The organism is Lutibacter sp. TH_r2, assembly GCF_033101135.1.
Taxonomy (GTDB): domain Bacteria; phylum Bacteroidota; class Bacteroidia; order Flavobacteriales; family Flavobacteriaceae; genus Lutibacter.
The window spans coordinates 280,650-298,101 of record NZ_JAWMPV010000001.1 but is presented as its reverse complement, the minus strand read 5'-3'; the positions used below and the strand labels follow the sequence as shown (position 1 = coordinate 298,101).

General features: G+C 32.3%; 11 protein-coding genes. All 11 read left to right on the top strand.

The features are described 5' to 3' along the window. Nucleotides 1–161: 161 nt before the first annotated feature. The 11 genes from R3X25_RS01295 to R3X25_RS01245 all read left to right on the top strand — a co-directional run bounded on the left by R3X25_RS01295 (nucleotide 162) and on the right by R3X25_RS01245 (nucleotide 17,422). Nucleotides 162–1,826, top strand: a complete 1,665-nt coding sequence (locus R3X25_RS01295; RefSeq protein WP_317671073.1) for a sodium:solute symporter family protein — start codon at nucleotides 162–164, stop codon at nucleotides 1,824–1,826. Then, nucleotides 1,816–4,095, top strand: a complete 2,280-nt coding sequence (locus R3X25_RS01290) for an FAD-dependent oxidoreductase (RefSeq protein WP_317671071.1) — start codon at nucleotides 1,816–1,818, stop codon at nucleotides 4,093–4,095. Before R3X25_RS01295 ends, R3X25_RS01290 begins: the two co-directional genes overlap by 11 nt. Before the next feature lie 87 nt (nucleotides 4,096–4,182). Beyond that, the gene (locus R3X25_RS01285; RefSeq protein WP_317671069.1) at nucleotides 4,183–7,221 is read left to right on the top strand and encodes a glycoside hydrolase family 2 TIM barrel-domain containing protein; all 3,039 of its coding nucleotides are present in this window, start codon (nucleotides 4,183–4,185) and stop codon (nucleotides 7,219–7,221) included. Further along, complete coding sequence (locus R3X25_RS01280) at nucleotides 7,218–8,273, top strand: hypothetical protein (protein WP_317671067.1); 1,056 nt, start codon at nucleotides 7,218–7,220, stop codon at nucleotides 8,271–8,273. The genes R3X25_RS01285 and R3X25_RS01280 overlap by 4 nt, the downstream gene beginning before the upstream one ends. A 6-nt stretch (nucleotides 8,274–8,279) precedes the next feature. After that, nucleotides 8,280–9,380, top strand: coding sequence for a glycoside hydrolase family protein (locus tag R3X25_RS01275; protein ID WP_317671065.1), 1,101 nt, complete (start codon nucleotides 8,280–8,282; stop codon nucleotides 9,378–9,380). A gap of 2 nt (nucleotides 9,381–9,382) precedes the next feature. Beyond that, nucleotides 9,383–10,945, top strand: coding sequence for a sulfatase (locus R3X25_RS01270; protein WP_317671063.1), 1,563 nt, complete (start codon nucleotides 9,383–9,385; stop codon nucleotides 10,943–10,945). Between the two features lie 10 nt (nucleotides 10,946–10,955). Continuing rightward, complete coding sequence (locus tag R3X25_RS01265; protein WP_317671061.1) at nucleotides 10,956–12,065, top strand: glycoside hydrolase family protein; 1,110 nt, start codon at nucleotides 10,956–10,958, stop codon at nucleotides 12,063–12,065. A gap of 19 nt (nucleotides 12,066–12,084) precedes the next feature. After that, complete coding sequence (locus tag R3X25_RS01260) at nucleotides 12,085–13,215, top strand: glycoside hydrolase family protein (RefSeq protein WP_317671059.1); 1,131 nt, start codon at nucleotides 12,085–12,087, stop codon at nucleotides 13,213–13,215. A 1-nt stretch (nucleotide 13,216) separates the two neighbouring features. Continuing rightward, entirely contained in the window at nucleotides 13,217–14,938 is a 1,722-nt protein-coding gene (locus R3X25_RS01255; RefSeq protein WP_317671057.1) for a glycoside hydrolase family 2 protein, read from the top strand. Beyond that, nucleotides 14,926–16,170: a family 16 glycosylhydrolase gene (locus tag R3X25_RS01250; protein WP_317671055.1), complete on the top strand. Its 1,245-nt coding sequence runs from the start codon at nucleotides 14,926–14,928 to the stop codon at nucleotides 16,168–16,170. The genes R3X25_RS01255 and R3X25_RS01250 overlap by 13 nt, the downstream gene beginning before the upstream one ends. Before the next feature lie 4 nt (nucleotides 16,171–16,174). Next, complete coding sequence (locus R3X25_RS01245) at nucleotides 16,175–17,422, top strand: glycoside hydrolase family 117 protein (RefSeq protein WP_411556555.1); 1,248 nt, start codon at nucleotides 16,175–16,177, stop codon at nucleotides 17,420–17,422. The last annotated feature ends 30 nt before the right edge of the window (nucleotides 17,423–17,452 follow it).

Sequence of the window (17,452 nt, the reverse complement as noted above, 5' to 3'; positions counted from 1 at the left end):
ATAAAAAAGAAAGTGTAAATATACATAAATTGAATTATTCCGAGAACGTTCTCGGTAAATATTCATTTAAACGAAAACGTTTTCGTTGATGCTGTGGGGAATTTGTTTTAAATGAAGAATAAGTAATGCTTAAATTTACTTTGTAAGAAAACAAACAAATTATGAGCGCTATTGATATTGGAACCATTCTAATTTTTACCCTTTTAGTTTTTATATGCGGATTAAGTTTTGCAAAGTCTGGAAAAAATATGAAATCCTTTTTTGCCGCAGGTGGAGCACTACCTTGGTGGATGAGTGGTTTATCGTTATTTATGAGTTTTTTCTCGGCTGGAACCTTTGTGGTTTGGGGATCTATAGCGTATAGTAGTGGTTGGGTTGCAGTAACTATTCAATGGACAATGTGTATTGCAGGTTTAATAATAGGTTTTGTAATTGCTCCAAAATGGCAAAAAACAAAAGCCTTAACAGCTGCAGAATTTATTACAGATAGATTAGGGTACAATACGCAAAAAGTTTACACTTATTTATTTTTAGGAATATCAGTATTTACAACGGGAGCATTTTTATATCCAGTAGCAAAAATAGTTGAGGTTTCAACAGGAATCCCAATTTCAGCGAGTATTATATTTTTAGGAGTGTTAATTCTTATATATACAGCAGTTGGGGGATTATGGGCGGTGATTGTAACTGATGTTTTACAATTTGTAGTTCTTTCTGCGGCGGTTTTAATTGTGGTTCCATTATCGTTTGATAAAATAGGCGGAATAGATAATTTTATTGCTAAAGCACCAGACAATTTTTTCAACTTTACAAATGCAGAATATTCGTGGGAATTTATGGTAGCCTTTGGATTGTATAATTTATTTTTTATTGCCGGAAACTGGGCTTACATTCAACGTTATACAAGTGTAGCAACTCCAAAAGATGCTAAAAAAGTAGGTTGGTTATTTGGTGGGTTGTATACAATTAGTCCACTAATTTGGATGTTACCTCCAATGATTTATAAAGTATTAAATCCTGAATTGGGAGGTTTAGCAGATGAAGGAGCTTACCTGTTAATGTGTAAAGAAGTTTTACCCGTTGGTATGTTAGGTTTAATGTTAGGAGGAATGATCTTCGCAACATCAAGTTCAGTAAATACTACATTAAATATTTCTGCAGGAGTGTTGGCTAATGATGTTTACAAGCACTTTTTTCCAGAAACCAATGGAGATAAATTGGTGAAAGTAGGAAGGATTTCAACCATAGTTTTAGGATTAATAACAATTGTTGTAGCGCTATTAGTACCTTATATGGGTGGAATTGTTGAGGTTGTTATGAGTTTAGCCGCTATAACTGGTGGAGCAATGTTTTTACCACCGTTGGTTGCTTTATTTTCAAAATATCAAACAGGTAGAAGCGTGTTAATAGTTACTATAGTTTCATTGGTAATTAATTCATTTTTCAAATTTGTGATGCCTTCTCTATTCGATTATAGTTTAAACAGAGCATTAGAAATGACAGCAGGTGTTGGTATTCCAATTGCTTTATTAATCTTTTTTGAAATATATGCAAGAGTTAAAAACACAGATGTTTCTCAATATGAAAAGTACACAGCGTTGGTTGATACAAAGGCTTCGTTAGATGCAGGAGAATCTGAAGGTGGAAATAAAAAAGGAGGTAGAGTTATTGGTATTGGAGTAGCTTCAACAGGATTATTAGTGGTTATCATCTCATTTTTAGAGGGAAAACCAACGTTGTTGGTTACAGGAATGGGAGTTTTAGTACTTGCTTTAGGAACTTATATAATTTTAAAAAATTCAAATAAAATTCAAAATGCTAATTAAAGATTTTAACAAAGAAGTTAGATCAAACAAAATTGTAGAATTACAAAGTAATTTTGTTGTTGTAGGTGGAGGAACAGCTGGAGTATGTGCGGCAATTACTGCTGCAAGAAAAGGAACTAAAACAGTTCTAATTCAAGATAGACCAGTTTTAGGAGGTAATGCCTCTTCAGAAGTTCGATTATGGATTTTAGGAGCAACTTCGCATTTGGGAAACAACAACCGTTGGTCTCGTGAAGGTGGAGTAATGGATGAAATTTTAGTTGAAAACCTTTATAGAAATAAAGAAGGAAATGCTGTAATTTTTGATACCGTATTATTAGAAAAAGTATTGAATGAAAAAAATATTACACTATTGTTAAATACTAGTGTGTATGATATTTCAAAATCTAGTGATACAAAAATAGAATTTGTTAAAGCTTTCAATTCTCAAAACTCTACAGAGTATGTTGTAAACGCACCTTTATTTTGTGATGCTTCTGGCGATGGAATTGTAGCTTTTAAAGCTGGAGCTGCATTTAGAATGGGAGCAGAAACTAAAGAAGAATTTGGAGAACTATTTGCACCTTATAAATCTTATGGCGAATTATTAGGGCATTCAATGTATTTCTACAGTAAAAATACAGACAAGCCGGTAAAGTTTGTTGCTCCTGAATTTGCGTTGAAAGACATTAAAAAAATTCCTCGTTATAAAGCGATTGGAAAAGATGATAAAGGTTGTCGTTTTTGGTGGTTTGAATATGGTGGTGATGGAGATACCATTCACGATACTGAAGAAATAAAATATGAACTTTGGAAAGTAATTTACGGAGTTTGGGATTATATTAAAAATTCTGGAGAATTTGAAGATGTAGATAATATGACTTTGGAATGGGTTGGTACGGTTCCTGGAAAACGTGAAAGCCGACGTTTTGAAGGCCTGTATATGATAAAACAACAAGATGTAATTGGTCAAGCTAATTTTGACGATGCCATTGCACACGGTGGTTGGGCCATAGATTTACATCCTGCAGAAGGAGTTTATAGCGAATTGTCTGGTTGTACACAATGGCATTCAAAAGGAGTGTATCAAATTCCTTATCGTTCATTTGTAAGTAAAGATATTGACAACTTGTTTTTGGCTGGTAGAATCATCAGTGCAACACACGTAGCGTTTGGTTCAACACGAGTAATGGCAACAACAGGTTTATGTGCGCAGGCTGTTGGTATGGCTGCTGCTATTTGTATTGAAAATAAGGTGAAACCTGCTGAAATATTAGAAAATGGTTTAATAAAAACCTTGCAAAATGAATTGAATCTTGTTGGGCAAAGCATTCCAAATATTCCAGTTCAAGTAGAAAGTAATTTAGTAAATGAAGCAACTGTTTCTAGTTCTTCAACATTAAAAATGAATGAAATTCCTTTTGATGGAGAATGGACAAATTTAGCAACTTCAGCAGCGCAATTATTGCCTTTTAAAGCTAACGAGAATTATAAATTTAAGGTGCAATTAAAAGCAGAGGAAGATACAAAGATTAAAGTCCAATTAAGAACTTCAAAAGAATCTAAAAATTACGCGCCAGAAGTAATTTACGAAACTCAAAGTATTAATCTTAAAAAAGGAGAACAAGAAGTTGAATTTGAATTTTCAACTGCAATGCCAGATGATCAATATGCTTTTGTAACATTTATGTTTAATAAAAAAGTATATTTTAAAAACAGTAACAAACGTTATTCAGGAGTTTTATCGGTATTTAATGGTGTAAATAAAGCAGTTTCAAATAACGGGAAACAAACACCACCAGATGGAATTGGTGTTGATACTTTTGAATTTTGGATTCCGCAAAGAAGACCAGAAGGACAAAATATAGCAATGGAAATTTCTCCAGCAATTGAAGCTTTTGAAGCTACAAATATTGGAAATGGATATGTACGACCTTGGGGAAGTGTAAATTCTTGGACAGCTAGTTTAGAAGACGGAAATCCTAGTTTAAAAATTGAATGGAAAACCGAAAAAGAACTTTCTGAAATTAAATTGTTTTTAGATCCAGATTATGATCATCCATTAGAATCTACTTTAATGGGACATCCAGAAGAAGTTGCTCCTTTCTGTGTTAGAAATTATAAAATCAAAGATTTAAATGGAGCTATTTTAATTGAAAAAGAAGGAAATTATCAAACCATTAATTCTTGGAAATTCGATTCAAAAATAAAAACAAAAGGAATAATAATTGAAGCTGAACATCCATCAGAAAATGTTCCTGCATCCATATTTGAAGTAATCTGTAGCTAGTGTGTTATGTCATTCTGAACTGGTTTCAGAATCTCATCTTATTGGTAGAAAAAAGAATATTAGAATTCATAAATAATAAATTAAGAAATGAAAAAAATATTAATTTCCATAATAATTATCAGTAGTTTAATAGCTTGTAATTCAACACAGCAAAATGTTGAAGCTCTTGAAAAAACTTCAGAAAACGTAGCAACCTTAAATGGTAATTGGAAATTCAATACCATTTATGGAATGGGTTCAAACCCTTTGAATATTATAGAGCAAAAATCTGATATTGTTATTGATAATAATGATAAAAGCAGAATAGAAATAAAAGGAAAGTGGAAAACTAAAAAAGTTGGAGGAAGAGGTTCTGTTTTTTATGGTGAAGATTATTTAACACATAGTTTTGGAATAAATGAAGCAGATAATAATTACGTGCGTTATAAACCAACAATAATCAAAACAGGTTATTACGAAGCTTTAGTTAAATATCCTTTTGCTTCGCACTTAACAGCGCAAGTAAACATTAATCATTCAGAAGGAAAAACTTCAGAATATGTAAGTCAACGTACTGATTGTGGACAATGGATAAGTTTAGGGATATTCAAATTCAATGCTTCAGAAAATAATTATGTTGAGGTTACTGCTATAACGGAAGGTGTAGTAGCTGCAGATGCAGTTATGTTTAGACCAATTTCAGAAGAAAAATATACCGAAGCAAAAGAGCAACCAAATCAAGTGTATTTATCAGAATACAACGATTCGGATTGGCATAATTTAAAAGTTCCTGGTCATTGGGGAATGCTAAATTCATATTCAAATTACAATGGTTTAGGTTGGTACAGAAAAGAATTTAAGCTACCAGAAGGTTGGAAAGCGAATTCAAACGAAAAAATTAGGCTAAAGTTTGACGGTGTTTATCACGTTGCTAAAGTTTATTTGAACGGACAATTTATAGGAAAGCATAGAGGAGGTTTTACACCTTTTGATTTTGAAGTGGAAGACCAATTAAATTTTAATGGGCGAAATATTATAGCTGTTGAAGTTGATAATAGAAATAAGGTTGGCGCAACTTGGAATTGGGGAGGAATAATTAGAGATGTTACCTTGGTGAAAAATAATGAAGTTAGAATTAACAATCAGTATATTCACGCAACACCAGATTTAGAAAAAGGAACAGCAGCTTTAAGGTTGAAAGTGAAAGTTGAAAATAACTCGGATAAAGCTAAAAGTATTTCAGTTAAATCTATTATTTCAAAGGAAGGGAAAATTTCAGAATTGGCTAAAACAGTTGAAGTTCCTGCTAATGTTATTTCAGAAGTTGTTTTAGAAGAAAAATTAGAAGCTAAAAATGTAGAATTGTGGCATTTTGACAATCCTGAATTGTACAATTTAGAAACTACTATTTCAGAAAATGGAACTGTAATTGATTCTAAAAACAATGATTTTGGTATTAGAAAAGTTGAAGTTACAGATTCGAAATTGTTATTAAATGGAGAACCTGTTCGTTTAGGAGGATTTAACCGTGTAAGTGAGCATCGTTATTATGGATCTTCAGAACCAATGGAAGTACTTGAAAAAGATGTTGATTTAATGAAAGAAGCTGGTGCTAATTTTATGCGAATTATGCACGGAACTCAAAATAAAAAACTGATTGAATTATGTGATAAAAAAGGGATTCTAATTTTTGAAGAAGTTAATGTTCGTGATTTAGGAAATCCTGAATTTACAGCTCCTGATTATCCGTTGGCAAAACACTGGTTAAAAGGAATGGTAGAACGCGATTGGAATCACCCAAGTATCATTGGTTGGAGTGTAGGAAACGAACTTTCAAATCATTACGAATATGCAAAAACAACAATAGATTTTGTTCGTGAATTAGACCCAAATAGATTGGTGACCTGTGTTAGTAATAGTGGTCAAAAAAGTTTCTCTAATCGTAAAACAGATCCAAATACAGAGGTTGATATTATTATGCATAATATGTATCGCTGGCAAGGTGAACCTCAAGTAATTATTGATAAATTAAGAAGTGAATGGCCAGAGAAACCAATATTTATTTCAGAATATGGTTTTGATCCGTACCCAACAACTTCATTAGACGGAGATCAACAAATATTTTCAGATTGGAATGAGCATTGGCGAGGTAAAAACGAATTTGTTATTGGAGGTTCATTATGGACATTTAACGATTACAGAAGTGGTTATGCGGCAACTTCTCAAGAAGAAAATAGAGTCTGGGGATTAATAAATGTTTGGAGACAAAAAAGAAGAATGTTTAACAGAGTGGCTAAAGAATTTAGCCCAATAAAAGATATTGAAGTAAGAGATTTAAACCTTTCTAAAAACAAAGCTGAAGTTTTTATTCCAATTAGAGGGCTAAATGATTATCCAAGTTATGCTCTAAACAATTACAAATTAGAATGGAATTTTAGAAATACTGATGGAAAAGTAGTTGAAGAAAAGTCTATTGAATTACCAGCTATAAATCCAGAAGATAAAACCTGGAAAGGCGAAATTACTTGGGGTAAGCTACCAAAAGACTTATTGGATTTAAGAATCCGCTTGGTGAGTTCTACTGGTTATCTGAGGTATGAGAAAGTAATACCGTTTACAGTTGCCAAATCTCCACAAATTTCTAGTGTTGATTTAGGAGATGCATCCGCTAGAGTATTCTTTGAAAAAGTTCCCGGAGCAACTGAATATTTACTTCGTTACAAAAATGATAAAGGTGAAACTGTGGAGTCTTTTAAAACCATTACAAATGCTATTGAATTGGATAGCTTAACCAACAATAAAGAATATAGTTTTAGTGTAATAGCTTTAAATGATAAAGGAGAAAGTACTTCGCCTAACACCGTTAAAGCAAAACCAAACGGTAAATTATTAGCTCCTAAAATTTGGGATGCATTTATTACCGACAACAAAATTGTAATTGGCTACACAAGTGAGTTTGAAGACACTTTTTATAATGTGAAATACGGAGCATCAAAAGAGAATTTAGATAAAGAGTTTAGGTCAAATGTTAGAGGGATGATGACGATTGATATTGAGAATGAAGATGCAATCTATTTCCAAATTCAAAGAGAAATTGGAGATAAGAAAGGTAATTGGACGCAAATTGTAAAAGCTGAAAAACAATGAAGAATTTGATAAGGTTTTGTGTGTTTTTTTTAAGTAGTTGGCAAGTTTCAATTGCTCAAACACCACAGCAACTTCCTGAAAATGGAAATGAATATGAAGTATACAGAGACAATAGTATTTCAGATGAATTTAATTCAGCAAAACTAGATGCTAAAAAATGGGGAAGACGAAATACTGGTGGAGCTTCAATTGAAGATTATGTCAATGATAAATCTTTGGTTCTAATGGAGAAGGAAACCGTAAATAACCTAACAACCAAGTATGTTTCTATAAAAGCAACTAAAGAAAAAGGAGCACCAAAAACAGCAGGATTAGTTAATAAAGCTAGTGGGTTTTACGGTTTTTATACGGTGAGATTTAGATTTAGAGGATTTGATACTGATGATGTAAAAGAAAAAGGTTCAGTATGGCACCCCGCAGTTTGGTGTGCCCTTCAAAATAATACAGATGTAGTAAAAAGAACTGCTACTAAAGATAAGGATTTTTGGACTGAAATAGATTTTATGGAGTGGGAAAATGGTGCAAACGGATGGAGTAGCGATGCGCCTGCTAGATTAAAAGATAGTAAAGGAGTTAAGCGGAAGGTAATTACTAAAGGAAAAGGTGCTGAAAAAGCAATTATGACCAAAGGTCCTTTTCAAACATATGATCCTGTTTGGCAAACTATAGGTTTAGAATATACTCCAGAATATTTGAAATTATGGAAATGGACAAATGGTGAATGGGTTCATATGGGTAATAGAGTTGTAAGGTTTGTTGAGGAAGACGAAACAAATCCTGAAAGTAAGTATACAATTAGTACTATTGGAAAGAACGCTAGAAAACCAGCCTTTTGGATTTTAGGAAATATTGTAGCCAGACACGTACTAGCAAAAGTTGAAAATGGTACAAACACACATACTATAAACGATATGGCGTTAGATTTTGATTTCTTTAGATATTATCGTCATAAGTCTACTGTAAATATTGATTGGATGTGGGAAAATGGAGTAAAAAATGGAGGAGGAAAAATTAATAAAGATTTTTCTGAAATTCAAACTATAAGAAATTAAAGAATTATGAATCTAAAGAGTGTAATAATACCCGTATTTTCTTTCTTTATATCTTTTATAGGTTTAGCTCAAACAGATTTCGATTTTAAAGAATTACTTCCTGAAAAATTTGATAAAGCAAACATAATTACGGAGAAAGATTACAATGTTTGGGGAACAAATATTTTAAAAGGGAAAGATGGTAAATTTCACGCAATTTATTCACGTTGGTTAAAATCTAGAGGACATTTAGGTTGGGTTACGCATTCTGAAATTGCACACGCAGTTTCTGATAATTTAGAAGGTCCTTATAAATTTAAAAATTTGGTTTTACCTCCAAGAGGAAATAAATTTTGGGATGGAGACTGTACGCATAACCCTCACGTAATTGAACACAATGGTAAATACTATTTATACCATATGGGTAACAAAGGTAGCGGTTTTTGGAATAAAACTGCAGACACAATTATGCCAAAATATACGGATAAAGAATGGTGGATAAATAGAAATAATCAACGTATTGGGTTAGCTATAGCAGACGATTTAAATGGAGAATGGAAACGTTTCGATAAACCGTTAATTGATGTTTCTGGAGATAGAATGATGACTTCAACACCAACTATTTCAATACGTCCTGACGGAAAGTTCTTGTTGGCATATAAGTATGTGGAACCAAACGAAAAATTTAAAAACGGAAAAGTAGTGCACGTTACTTCTCTTTCTAAATCTCCAATGGGCCCTTTTGTAGATACGGGAATTCCTTTTATTACGCATCCAACGGCAAGTTTTGCTATTGACGATCATTTAGAGTGGGTTTATAATGGAAATTACTATTGCATAGCAAAAGATTCACGTGGAGCTTGGAGCGATTATCCTGATGGTTCTACAATGTTATTTGAGTCAGGAGATATGGGTTTGGATTGGAAACCAGCAAAAAACTTTTTAGTATTAAAAGCAGGTGAAATAAAATGGACAGATGGTACAGTTACAAAAACAGAACGTACTGCAGATATGCCAAAATTTTATATGGAAAATGGAATTCCAAAAGCATTAATTATTGCCATTTTACCAAAGGATAGTGAAATATCATATTCGTTAGTTATTCCATTAATTCAGAAAAAACAGTAAAAATGAAAATAAGAATGTTAAAATATAGTCTGTTACTTTCTTTTTTAACTTCCTGTTTTTTAGGAATGAGTCAAGGTAATTCACAAAAAAATATAATTCTTATAGTTACAGACGATCACGCATACCAAGCAATTAGTGCTTATAATGATAGATTTGCCAACATTGCTCGAACTCCAAATATTGACAAATTAGCCAATGAAGGAGTTCGTTTTGATCGAAGTTATGTGGGTAATTCTATTTGTGCGCCTTCAAGAGCTACAATGCTAACAGGTAAACACAGTCATATAAATGGAATAAAAACGTTGAAAGAAAAGTTTAATGGAAATCAACCAACCATAGCAAACATTCTTCAAAAAAATGGATATGAAACTTCTTATTTTGGTAAATGGCATTTAAAAAATAATCCTGTTGGGTTTTCTAATTGGGATGTGTTAATTGGTCAGGGCGATTATTACAATTCCGATTTTAAAACTGAAAATGGAATTACCAGAAGTGAAGGTTATGTAACAGACGTAATTACTGATAAAGCAATAAACTGGCTAGATAATCAAAGATTAAAAGACAAACCTTTTATGATGATTGTTGGGCACAAAGCTCCACACGCAAATTGGTTACCACCAGTAAAATATTTAACCACATTTGATGAAATTGATATTCCTGAACCAAAGAATTTATTTGATGATCATTCAGGAAATGGTTTAGGAGTAAAAGAAACTGATATGACCATTGAAGAAATGCCAATGGGTTGGTATTGTCAATTATGGTCTGAAAAACAAGATAAACCTAATAGATATGAAGATTTAGGAGGTTCTTTATGGGAACGAGCTTATGGAAGGTTAAGTAAAGAAGAAAAGGCAAGTTTCGATAAAGTTTTCAATCCAAAGAATGAAGCTTTTTTGAAAGCAAATTTAAAAGGTGAAGATTTAATTAGATGGAAATATCAACGAATACTAAAAAATTATTTGGGATGTGTAAAATCTGTAGATGATAATGTTGGTAGATTAATGGATTATGTGAAAACTTCAGGTTTAGAAGAAAACACTTTAGTTATTTATGTATCCGATCAGGGATTGTTTTTGGGTGAACACGGTTGGTATGATAAACGAATGATGTACGAAGAAGCTTTTAGAACACCACTAATAGCTTATTGTCCTTCTTTAGTAACTAAAGGCAAAGTGAGTAAACAATTGGTTCAAAATATTGATTATGCTCCTACAATATTAGATTTTGCAGGTGTTGAAATTCCTTCGGATATGCAAGGTGAAAGTTTATTGCCAATTCTGAAAAATAGAAAAGCAAAGAATTGGAGAGAAAGTTTGTACTATCAATACTACGATTATCCTGGAGGACACGATATTCAAAAACATCAAGGCGTAGTAACCAAAAGGTATAAACTGATTTATTTTTATGAAATTAATGAATATGAATTTTATGACTTGAAGAAAGATCCTTCAGAAATGAAAAATGAGTATTCTAATTCAAAATATAAAAAGCAGATTTTAGAATTAAAAGAAGAGTTAATCAAGCTTCGGAAAAAATATAAAGTACCAAAAATAGAAGTTTAAAGTATAAAAAATGAAGAATTATATCATAGTGTTATTTATAATTGTTTCGTTCAGCGCATGCAGAAACAAGGAGCAAAAGAATGATTCGCAAAAAGAAATTACAAAAGAGAATTTTCAAATTGAATTAGGAACCGTTGCTCTTAAATCAAAATTTGAAAACGATTCAATTAGTATTTGGGGAGGTTCTATTACCAAAGGAAATGATGGCTTATATCATATGTTTTATTCAAGATGGAAAAAGGATTTAGGCTGGGTTTGGGAAACCCATTCAGAAATTGCGCATGCAGTTTCAGAGAGTCCTTTTGGACCGTTTAAACATAAAGATATTGCATTAGAAATAAGAGATGCTAAATTATGGGATGGATTATGTACGCACAATCCAACAGTTCATAAATTTGGGGATAAATACTACCTCTATTATATGGGGAATACTGGTGATGGTAAAATTTACAGTAAACCTGGAAAAATAAAACTAAATCCTGTTCATAGAAATAATCAGCGTATTGGAGTTGCGGTAGCTGATTCTCCAAATGGACCTTGGAAACGATTTGGTAAACCTTTAATTGATGTAAGTAAAGATTCAACATCTTTAGATGCACTTATGACCAGCAATCCATCAATTACCCAAAAACCTGATGGAGGTTATTTAATGGTTTATAAAGCAGTAAGTAAGAAAAAACCCGGAATTTGGGGAGGTCCAGTTGTGCATTGTGTTGCAACTTCTGATAATCCAACGGGACCATTTGTAAAATACGATAAACCCGTTTTTACAGCTGAAGGTCACAATTTTCCTGCGGAAGACCCATTTATTTGGTATCAAGATGGGAAGTATAGAGCTATTGTAAAAGATATGCACGGAGCCTTTACAGATGCTGGAAGGGCATTGGTTTTGTTTGAATCTATTGATGGTTTTGATTGGAAGCTCTCGCAAAACGCTTTGGTATCAACCTTGCAAATAAAATGGGAAGATGGAACTGTTCAAAAAGTAGATCATTTAGAACGTCCGCAGTTGTATTTAGAAAATGGTAAACCAAAAGTGTTGGTTTGCGCCTCTGATATTAAAAATGAGCAAGGTGTATTACAATCCTTTAATGTTCAAATTCCAATTGTCAATAAATAATATTTATAAAAATTAAATAATGAAACATATTGTAATTATTGTAGCTGCATTATTCTTGCTTTCATGTGGCGAGAAACCTAAAAAAACGGTTCAAAAAGATAATCAATCAAAAGAGATAGATTTAAAAATTGAATTTGGAAAAGTGTCACCAACATCTGTTTTTAGCGGTGGAGATTCTTTAAGTATTTGGGGAGGATCAGTAGTAAAAGGCGAAGACGGATTGTATCATATGTTGTATTCTCGTTGGCCAAAAAAGATAGGTTGGGAATGGGTAAATTATTCTGAAGTTGCGCACGCTACTTCAAAATCTCCATTTGGACCATTTAAACATGTTGATGTTGCTTTAAAAGAACGAGGTGAAGGTTTTTGGGATGGTTCAGCTACTCACAATCCAACGGTACATAAAATGAATGGGAAATATTACATTTATTATATGGGAAATTTTGGTGACAAAAAAATTGTAAGCGTTCCAGGTAAAGCAAAAATTAATTGGATGCATCGTAACAATCAACGTATTGGAGTTGCTGTAGCTGATAGTCCAAACGGACCTTGGAAACGTTTTGATAAGCCAGTGTTAGATATTACGCATACTAATGATGATGCTCCAGATGCGTTAATGACTTCAAATCCATCAGTTTGTCAAATGACAGATGGTAGAGTTTTAATGGTTTATAAAGCTGTAGGTAAAAAGTTTCCAATGCCAAATGGAGGACCAGTAGTTCATATGGTAGCCATTGCAGATAGCCCAACAGGGCCATTTGTGAAGCAAGATAAATTAGCTTTTGAAATAAAAGGAGAGCGTTTTCCAGCAGAAGATCCATACATATGGTATCAAGATGGAAAATATAGAGCTATTGTAAAACGTATAAAGCATGTTGGTAAAAAACGAATGTTCTCATTAGTTCAATATGATTCTGAAGATGGGTTAGATTGGAAAAAATCAAAATACCACGAAATTTCAGAGCGAATTATAACTTGGGAAAACGGAAGAGAACAACAATTTAAACATTTAGAACGGCCGCAGGTAGTTCTAGAAAATGGAGAAGCAGTAGCTTTAATGTGTGCTGCAGATACTTTAGACGTGAACAAAGTGCGTCATTCATTTAACATTCAAATACCTTTAAAAATAACAAAAGAAGAACGTAAATAATATGAAATCACTTTATTATTTCTTAATACTAGTTTTAACACTGTTGTCCTGTTCTGAATCACATGAAAATAATGTTGAGACTCAAATTTTATTAAATGGTACTTGGCAATTTTTAGCTTCTAATAAAGTAGAAGAAAGTGATGTAGTTAAAGAGCAAAATATAGAATGGGATACTATTAAGGTTCCAGGAAATTGGGATACCAGAGATCGTTATTCAGAATATGTAGGGAAAGGATATTATCAAAAAAGATTTGAAGTGCCTAAAAATTGGAAAGGGAAGCAAATACGATTAAAATTTGATGCAGTTTACCAAACTGCAAAAGTTTGGCTAAACGGAGAGTTGTTAGGCGAGCATATTGGAGGTTATACACCTTTTGAATTTAACATAACAGATAAAGTTGATTTTAGTAAATCAAATTCTGTTGTGGTAATGGCAGACAACACATACAAGCGAGGAGCTTGGTGGGCTTGGGGAGGAATTAGTAGAGATGTTACCTTACAAGTTAATGAAGATGTTCGATTTGTATATCAACATATTACATCTGAACCAAATTTTGAAACAAACAAAGTAAATTTCACTATCAAGTATAAAGTTGAAAATAATGGAAGTAGTAACATTGAAACTCAAATTAGTTCTAATATTGAGGGAATTTATACCGATTCACTTCTAATTAATGTTGAAGGTAATTCCATAAAAATTTCATTAGTAAAATTCGAAAAAAACCTTTCTGAAGTTGATTTATGGCATTTTAATTCACCAAATTTATATGAATTGAATAGTGTTGCCAAAGTTGAAGGTAAGGAGGTAGATTTATCAAAAGATAAATTTGGAATTCGAAAATTTGAAGTCCGTGGAGAACAGTTTTATTTAAATAATAAATCTGTAAGAATGAATGGAGTAAACCGAATTCACGACCATCCAGATTATGGAAATACAGAGCCAGATTATTTAATTAAAAGCGATTTATTAGATATTAAGAATAATTTACAATGTAATTTTTCTAGATTAATGCACGCACCACTTTCAAAAAATATTTTGAAATTTTGCGACAGTATTGGTTTTTTATTGGTTGAAGAAATTCCTGTTTGGGGAGAAAATGACCAACAATCAGTTCCAAATAATCCAGTAACAAAAAAATGGATGAAAGAAATGATTGAACGGGATTACAATCATCCGAGTGTAGTGGCTTGGAGTGTTGGTAATGAATTGAGAACAATAGAACCTAAATGGGGAAAGCAACACCTAACAAAAGATCAGTATAACTATGTAAACGAAATGATAGATTATACAGAAACTTTGGACAAATCAAGATTAAAAACGTATGTGAGTAATACATCATATCAAGGTGGAGAAATAGGGGATGAACCTTATGAAAAGGTTGACTTTTTATGTGTAAACAGCTATGGTGATGCTATAAAAATAATAAAGAATGTTCACGAGAGATTTCCCAATAAACCCATTTTTATTTCAGAAATAGGAAAAGGTCAAATTGGTCCTGCTCCAGATGCTAAACTTAAAAATGAGTTGATTTTTTATATCAAAGAATTAAAAAATTACCCATATGTAACTGGCGTATCAATTTGGAGTTATAATGATTATCGAAGCAATTACAAAGGTACTCCAGAGTCAGGTTTTAGAGAATGGGGAATAGTAGACGAAAGACGTAATAAGAAGAAAGCATATTATCAGTTAAAAGAAATTTATAAAGAATGGGAAGATTAATTATAACTTTAGTACTGTTATTTTTTGTTTCAGTAACTTTAAAAGCTCAATTGCCAGAAAGTATTAGTAATGAGTATAGTTTAAGTTGGGAAGATAATTTTGAGTATAGTAATTCAAAATTAGAGAAAAATTGGGAGTCTCAAAATGGGCCAAGTGGACATATTTTATGTAGTAGATGGAGAGAAAATGCAGTAGTTGAAAATGGGATTTTAGAATTACAGGCAAAAAAAGAACAACGTGGTGGACAAGAATGGACAGCAGGTAATATTTGGACAAAAAAGAAATTTAAATACGGTTATTTTGAATGCCGTTATAAGTATGCCGCAGCCAATGCAACTAATAATTCTTTTTGGTTAATGACGAGAGGTGGTGAGCCAACCGAAGGCAAAAAATTTGAAATTGATATTAATGAAGGACACTTTCCAAATGAAGTAAATACCAATATTCATAATTGGTCAGATTTCACATATAATGCCAATGGCAAAAAAAAGCATTGGTCTAATCACAAAGGCTTTTCTTTTGGAACCAAACCCGATTATTCATTTCAATTAGAAATACCAGTGAAAACTACAAAAGTGAGATTGGTTTCAAAAAATAAATCAAAATTTCACATTAGGGAGTTTCGTGTTTTTGGTGTTAATAATGATGGAAATTATCCAATTGTGTTATCTGAAACTGCAGATAAAGATGTTAAAGGTTTGGTAAATTATGTGAGAAATAAAAATGTAAAAATTTCTTCAAGTGGAATATTTAAAAATCAGTATTCAGAAAATAATTTAGCAGATGGAAAAATTAACACTTCTTGGGTTACTCAAGTTGATGGTGAAAAATGGATAGAATTTGAATGGCAGAAAGAAATAGAAATAGGCTGTATTCAATTTATAAATGGTTGGAATCACAACGGGAATTGGAACGATTTACTTTCCGAGTTTAAAGTTCAATATTTTAACAATGGTAATTGGCAAGATATTGCCGTTTTAGATATTGAAAAAAGCACAAATTTTGCGGAAGAATTTCATACTTACGGTTTAGAGTGGAATGAAAATGAACTAGTTTTCTATTTTGATGGTAAAGAAATTAGAAGAGAAAAAAACACTTTTTGTTATAGTGAAGCTCCAATTTGGTTAAGCTTGGCAATTATTAAATGGTCTGGAGCGGTAACAGATGCCATAGATGGAACTTCTATGAAAATAGATTATGTAAAATACTATCAACCTAAATCTAATTATTAAAATAATGAAATCCACAGTAGTCTATATAGTAAGTGTTTTATTAATTGTAGCATCGTCATGTTCCAATGAAAAACCAACACATAAAAAAGATATTGAACCGTTTCCATATACAGTTACAGAAGAAACGGCTAATATACAAATGAGTGCTGCAATGAAACGTAGTTTTGAAAACTACGATGGCATTCATCCATCAGAAAATGAATTGTATTCCCAGTTCAAATATACCGAGTTAAAAGGGTTTGATTATAATGGCCATGATGGAACAATTACGCGTCGCGATCCTTCAAAAATTATTTTTGAAAACGGCAAATATTATGTTTGGTATACTTATCGAAATACAGAGGTTCCTCCAATTGGAGCAAAAAGAGCTAGTGAAAGTACAGAAACTATTCCTTCAACAGATTGGGATTTGTGTGAAATATGGTATGCCACAAGTAAAGATGGTTTTACTTGGGAAGAACAAGGGGTAGCAATTCCTCGTCCACCAAAACCAGAAGTAGGTTGGCGATCTGTTTCAACAACAGATATTTTAAAATGGGAAGGAAAATATTATCTGTATTATCAAGGTTTTATGGAAGCTAGTGGTAAAAGTGGAGATTATTGTCCAGTAGCAATGTCTTATTCAGATTCTCCAGACGGGCCTTGGAAAGCAGTTAAAGGCGCAGTAATTGAGAATGGTGCTGAAGGTGAATGGGATCAATATGCAATACACGATCCATATCCTTTAGTTCATAATGGAAAAGTATATATTTATTATAAATCGGCATTTAACAGACCTGGAAATGTTTGGGTAGCAGGTGGATTGGCAATTGCTGATAATCCAATGGGACCATTTAAAAAACATCCGTTAAACCCTGTTTTAAATTCGGGCCATGAAGTAGCACTTTTTCCATTTAAAAAAGGTGTTGCAGCAATGGTAGCTAAAGATGGAAATGAACATAGTACAATTCAATATGCAGAAGATTGGGTTAATTTTGAAATTGCAGCTATAAGTGAAATGTTTCCATATGCACCTGGTTCATATGTGCCAGATGCATTTACAAATACAAAAGATGGAAGAGGAATTACTTGGGGTTTGAGCCATTTTAATGCTAGAACAAATAGTAAAAATATGCATACTATATTAGGAAGATTTGATTGTGATTTAAGTAGAGATATAAATGATCCAGAAATGAAACACACTCGTAATAATTTTAAATACGATGTTTATTTTTCAAAAGGTTTAAGTAAAAAACAAAAAGAAAGATATTAAATTCGAATAAATAACATTTCTATATATAGA

Excerpts from the sequence above, each read along its gene's own strand:
- R3X25_RS01255 (WP_317671057.1), top strand. The coding sequence starts at position 13,217 with ATGAAATCACTTTATTATTTCTTAATACTAGTTTTAACACTGTTGTCC.
- R3X25_RS01270 (WP_317671063.1), top strand. The coding sequence starts at position 9,383 with ATGAAAATAAGAATGTTAAAATATAGTCTGTTACTTTCTTTTTTAACT.
- R3X25_RS01250 (WP_317671055.1), top strand. The coding sequence starts at position 14,926 with ATGGGAAGATTAATTATAACTTTAGTACTGTTATTTTTTGTTTCAGTA.
- R3X25_RS01260 (WP_317671059.1), top strand. The coding sequence starts at position 12,085 with ATGAAACATATTGTAATTATTGTAGCTGCATTATTCTTGCTTTCATGT.
- R3X25_RS01285 (WP_317671069.1), top strand. The coding sequence starts at position 4,183 with ATGAAAAAAATATTAATTTCCATAATAATTATCAGTAGTTTAATAGCT.
- R3X25_RS01290 (WP_317671071.1), top strand. The coding sequence starts at position 1,816 with ATGCTAATTAAAGATTTTAACAAAGAAGTTAGATCAAACAAAATTGTA.
- R3X25_RS01265 (WP_317671061.1), top strand. The coding sequence starts at position 10,956 with ATGAAGAATTATATCATAGTGTTATTTATAATTGTTTCGTTCAGCGCA.
- R3X25_RS01295 (WP_317671073.1), top strand. The coding sequence starts at position 162 with ATGAGCGCTATTGATATTGGAACCATTCTAATTTTTACCCTTTTAGTT.
- R3X25_RS01245 (WP_411556555.1), top strand. The coding sequence starts at position 16,175 with ATGAAATCCACAGTAGTCTATATAGTAAGTGTTTTATTAATTGTAGCA.
- R3X25_RS01275 (WP_317671065.1), top strand. The coding sequence starts at position 8,280 with ATGAATCTAAAGAGTGTAATAATACCCGTATTTTCTTTCTTTATATCT.
- R3X25_RS01280 (WP_317671067.1), top strand. The coding sequence starts at position 7,218 with ATGAAGAATTTGATAAGGTTTTGTGTGTTTTTTTTAAGTAGTTGGCAA.